Origin of the sequence: Pantoea sp. CTOTU49201, from assembly GCF_032054795.1 — a bacterium.
Lineage (GTDB): Bacteria > Pseudomonadota > Gammaproteobacteria > Enterobacterales > Enterobacteriaceae > Pantoea > Pantoea symbiotica.
Genome location: NZ_DAMBSA010000388.1, coordinates 1 through 4,374, shown reverse-complemented (window position 1 = coordinate 4,374; position 4,374 = coordinate 1). Strand labels below are relative to the sequence as shown.

The following is a 4,374-nucleotide window of genomic DNA, read 5'->3' as shown; positions in this document are numbered from 1 at the left end:
GATCCGGCCAAACCCGAGCGCCCTTTCTCCCGTCGTCAGCTGGTTGAGTGTCTGAATACCGGTGCCGAGCGGTTTGGCTGGTCAGGTCGCAACGCCAAACCGGGGATGGTTAAGGATGGACGCTGGTTGGTCGGTATGGGCGTTGCGGCGGGCTTTCGTAACAACATGGTGACGCCTTCTGGCGCACGCGTGCATCTGGACAGCAAAGGTATCATCACCGTTGAAACCGATATGACCGACATCGGCACCGGCAGCTACACCATCCTCGCGCAAACCGCTGCAGAGATGATGGGCGTGCCGATTGAGCGTGTGGTGGTTAGATTAGGCGATTCAGACTTCCCGGTTTCTGCCGGTTCCGGCGGCCAATGGGGCGCGAACACCTCAACTTCCGGCGTTTACGCCGCCTGCGTGAAACTTCGTGAAGCGGTAGCCAGCAAACTGGGCTTTGACGCGCAACGCGCAACTTTCAGCGAGGGTCAGGTACATGACGGCAACCAGAGCACGCCGCTCGCCCAGGCCGCCGCCGAAGCCACCCTCACCTTGGAAGACACCATCGAGTTTGGCGATCTTGATGAGCAATATCAGCAATCAACTTTCGCCGGACACTTCATCGAAGTCGGCGTGGACGTTGCCACCGGTGAAGTGCGCGTACGGCGCATGCTGGCGGTTTGTGCCGCCGGACGCATTCTCAATCCTAAAACTGCACGTAGCCAAGTGATTGGCGCTATGACGATGGGCCTTGGCGGCGCGTTGATGGAGGAACTGTTCGTCGATGAGCGCCTCGGGTATTTCGTCAACCACGATATGGCGGGCTACGAAGTGCCTGTTCATGCAGATATTCCGCAGCAGGAGGTGATTTTCCTCGATGACACAGATCCTATCTCTTCACCGATGAAAGCAAAAGGCGTCGGTGAACTGGGCTTGTGCGGCGTCAGCGCGGCAATCGTCAATGCCATTTACAACGCCACCGGCGTGCGCGTGCGTGACTATCCGGTGACGCTGGATAAGTTACTCAAAGGCTTGCCCGCCCTTGTCTAACGCTGAGGAGAAGCGCAGTGCAGCAGCTACTGATTGATGAAGATCTGCAACCGCAGATCAAGCCGCAGCAGGCTTTGCAGACTGATGACAGCGAAACTATTTTGCGCTTCGCATTAGAAGCAATGGAGGAGGATTTCGCTGCCGTGTTGATCACGCTGGTAGAAATCCGCGGCGGCGCGGCGCGCGCATTGGGTGCGCAAATGGTGGTGCGGGAAGATGGCCGCTATTGCGGCTATGTCTCCGGCGGCTGTGTGGAAGCGGCGGCGGCTTACGAAGCGTTGCAGGTTATTGCCAGCGGAAAAGATCGCGTTGTGCGCTATGGCGAAGGATCGCCTTATCTGGACATTGTGCTGCCCTGTGGCGGCGGGATTGCGCTGGCTTTCCATCGGTTACGTGATGCGCAGCCGTTGAAAAACGTGCTGGATCTGCTGGCAAATCGACAACCCGCTGTGTTGCGCTATTTGCCGAAGTTTCAGCGGCTGGCTAGCGTGGATTGTGCTGAAACAACAGGCTGGCAGGATGATGCCTTTGTTATCGGCTATCTGCCAAAAACGCGTGTCGCGGTATATGGACGTTCAGTTGAAGCGCTAGCGACCGTATCAATTGCGCAGGTCGCCGGTTACGAGGTGCTCTCTGGCGAGGATGTGCAGGCGCAGGCTATCGATCCCTTCACGGCAGTGATTTTGCTGTATCACGATCTGGATCGGGAACTGCCGGTGCTGCTGGCGGCGCTACGTTCTGCGCCCTTCTATATCGGTGCATTAGGCAGCCAACGCACGCATGCAACGCGCGTTGAGAAACTGCTGTCGCTGGGATTTAGTGAAGATGAGATTGCCCGCATCAAAGCGCCGATTGGCATCTTTGCGCAGGCGAGAGATGCACACACGCTGGCATTATCAATTGTTGCGGATGTCGCGGCGGCCCGGCTCAACGTGATTTAGCTACCACATCAATATCACGATGCACATCGGCATCCGCTTCAAGGGTAACCAGTAAGCGCGGATCCAGCAGCGCTCTGGCGCCTTCATCGCCGTTCAAATTGCGTAACGCCTCAGCGTAGCGCCGATCAAACCCGACCGGATGGCCGGGTTTTCCTTGATGAGTTAGACGTGCCTGCGCCGCATCCTGTTCCAGCGCCTCATTAACTCGCCGATAATGCGCCGCCGTTAGCCACGGCATATCCCCCAGCGTAATGATCCATCCATTCCAGCGATCGGTCATCGCTACGCCCGCCGCAATGGATTCACCGCTGCCGCCACTTTCACACAGCACAAGCTGCACGCCCGCACGATCAGCATGCTCTCGCACCGCCAGATAATCTGGGCGCGTCACCAGCGCTACCGGCATCAAGCTCAGCTTCGCCTGTTCGATGACGGTTTCAATCACCGACTTCGCCTCATCGCCCATGCTGGCAAGCAATTTATTACCGCTGCCGCCGCTGGCGATATAGCGCGAACCTTGACCTGCCGCGAGGATGAGAATGCCTGCTGATGATGTGATCATTTTTGTTAGAACCTTTGTGGCATAAAGATATTTTTGCTTACAGTTTAATACGTTAAGTTCACCGAGGATAACTACAATCAGCCTGTCGATAATAAATAAGGAAGTAAACCAATGCGTAAATTTTCTCTGATTGTATTGACTGCGGGCGTGTTGCTGTCGGTCACTTCTCAGGTTGAAGCCAAGGGCTGTATTAAAGGTGCGGTAGTGGGCGGCGTTGCGGGCCACATGGCGCATCACGGCGTGGCTGGCGCGGCGGCCGGTTGTGCCGTTGGTCATCATATGGCGAATAAAAAGCAGAAAGAAGAAGACAGCAAACAGCAGCAGTCTAAGTAATAGCCTGAGCTGCCTGCGTTAGCAGGCAGCTCCCAACCGTTACAACCGCTTTTGCGATCACCGATTGATGGTTGCCTGCATCTGCGCCGTGTAACGGTCGCCGGTCACCGGCATTTTTGCCAGTAATGTTTCAATCTCTGTAATATCCGCCGCACTTAGCGTTACAGCCGCGCCGTCAATATTTTCATCTAAGCGATGTGTTTTGGTGGTACCGGGAATCGGGACAATCCACGGCTTCTGCGATAGCAACCAGGCGAGTGCAATCTGACCGGATGTAACCTGCTTACGGGCTGCAATTTCACCAATCAGCGAGACCAGACGCAAGTTAGCTTCACGCGCGTCACCAATAAAACGCGGCAATACGATGCGCACATCCCCCTCAACGAATTGGGTATTGCTATCGATTTTCCCCGTCAGCCAGCCTTTACCCAGCGGACTAAAGGGCACGAAGCCGATGCCTAATTCTTCCAGCACTGGCAGAATTTGCTCTTCAGGCTCACGAGTAAACAGAGAATATTCACTTTGCAGAGCGGTAACAGGTAATACCGCATTGGCGCGACGAATCATTTCAACACCGGCTTCAGACATGCCGAAATGCTTTACCTTCCCTTCTTTAATTAAATCGCTTACCGCACCCGCGACATCTTCAATCTGAACGTTTGGATCGACGCGGTGTTGGTAGAAGAGGTCGATGCAGTCGATATTCATGCGTTTTAGCGATTGCTCTGCCACATGGCGAATGCGCGCGGGGCTGCTATCTAATCCTGCCGCTGGCGTACCGTCTTTAAAGCCAAATTTCGTGGCAATAACTACGTCGTTGCGTATGGGTGCTAACGCCTTGCCAACTAACATTTCATTGGCTTCGCCGTAGGCTTCTGCAGAGTCGAAGAAGGTTACGCCTTGAGCATAAGCATGGCGAATTAACGCCACCGCATCAGCTTCATCCATTGCCGGGCCATAACCAAAGGTCATTCCCATGCAACCAAATCCCAAAGCAGAGACTTCCAGACCGCCAGTTCCTAATTTACGTTTCTGCATTTGTACTCCTAAGCGCTGAAAACCAGTAGCGATGAGTATAGAAAGCGCATGGGTATGCCGGTAGAGAGGTTTTAACCATTGCCCTTATGATCTTAATTCATCAATGGGGCAACGCGCAGCACCGGCTACGCGTCAATATCCTTTTATTACTTATTTAATATCTGCCAACGTTTATACACGTCTAATGCCTGCGGCCGGGGATCATATTTCATCGGCAAGCGGCGTTGTTCAATCGGTTTACTGTATTCGTCGTAAAAGGTGTCCAGTTCAAAATATTTACGGTCGTCACGGTAATATGTCGAATACTCTTCGCGTTTGGTGATGTATATCACTTGTTTCGGGCTGCAATAATAGAGTGCACCCAGACACATTGGACAAGGGCTGGCAAGAATGTAAATGTCGCAGTCGGTGAGGTTTTCGCTGCCTGATTCACGGCAGGCTTCGCGGATGGCCAGTATTTCA

General features: G+C 54.1%; 6 protein-coding genes. 3 read left to right on the top strand and 3 right to left on the bottom strand.

Going from position 1 to position 4,374, the window contains the following annotated elements:
• Together RTY00_RS20635 and RTY00_RS20630 are read left to right on the top strand one after the other, a co-directional pair.
• Nucleotides 1-1,038: xanthine dehydrogenase family protein molybdopterin-binding subunit (locus RTY00_RS20635; protein WP_312665916.1), on the top strand; the 1,038-nt coding region annotated here is incomplete at its 5' end.
• Between the two features lie 17 nt (nt 1,039-1,055).
• Nucleotides 1,056-1,979 carry an XdhC family protein gene (locus RTY00_RS20630; RefSeq protein WP_312665914.1) on the top strand — a complete coding sequence of 308 codons (924 nt, stop codon included), beginning with the start codon at nt 1,056-1,058 and terminating at the stop codon, nt 1,977-1,979.
• Here the strand turns inward: RTY00_RS20630 and RTY00_RS20625 are convergent.
• Nucleotides 1,966-2,541, bottom strand: a complete 576-nt coding sequence (locus tag RTY00_RS20625; protein ID WP_312665912.1) for a nucleotidyltransferase family protein — start codon at nt 2,539-2,541, stop codon at nt 1,966-1,968. The genes RTY00_RS20630 and RTY00_RS20625 overlap by 14 nt on opposite strands.
• 111 nt (nt 2,542-2,652) lie before the next feature.
• On the opposite strand from RTY00_RS20625, the gene RTY00_RS20620 reads away from it, so the two are divergent.
• On the top strand, nt 2,653-2,874 hold the full coding sequence (locus RTY00_RS20620; RefSeq protein WP_008106155.1) for a hypothetical protein: 222 nt from the start codon (nt 2,653-2,655) through the stop codon (nt 2,872-2,874).
• Between the two features lie 57 nt (nt 2,875-2,931).
• Here RTY00_RS20620 and RTY00_RS20615 read toward each other — a convergent pair whose 3' ends face one another.
• Together RTY00_RS20615 and RTY00_RS20610 are read right to left on the bottom strand one after the other, a co-directional pair.
• Nucleotides 2,932-3,912 (bottom strand): aldo/keto reductase, encoded by a 981-nt coding sequence (locus RTY00_RS20615; protein WP_312665911.1) that lies wholly within the window; start codon nt 3,910-3,912, stop codon nt 2,932-2,934.
• A gap of 146 nt (nt 3,913-4,058) precedes the next feature.
• A partial coding sequence (locus RTY00_RS20610) for a deaminase (protein ID WP_312665909.1) occupies nt 4,059-4,374 on the bottom strand: 316 nt, incomplete at its 5' end.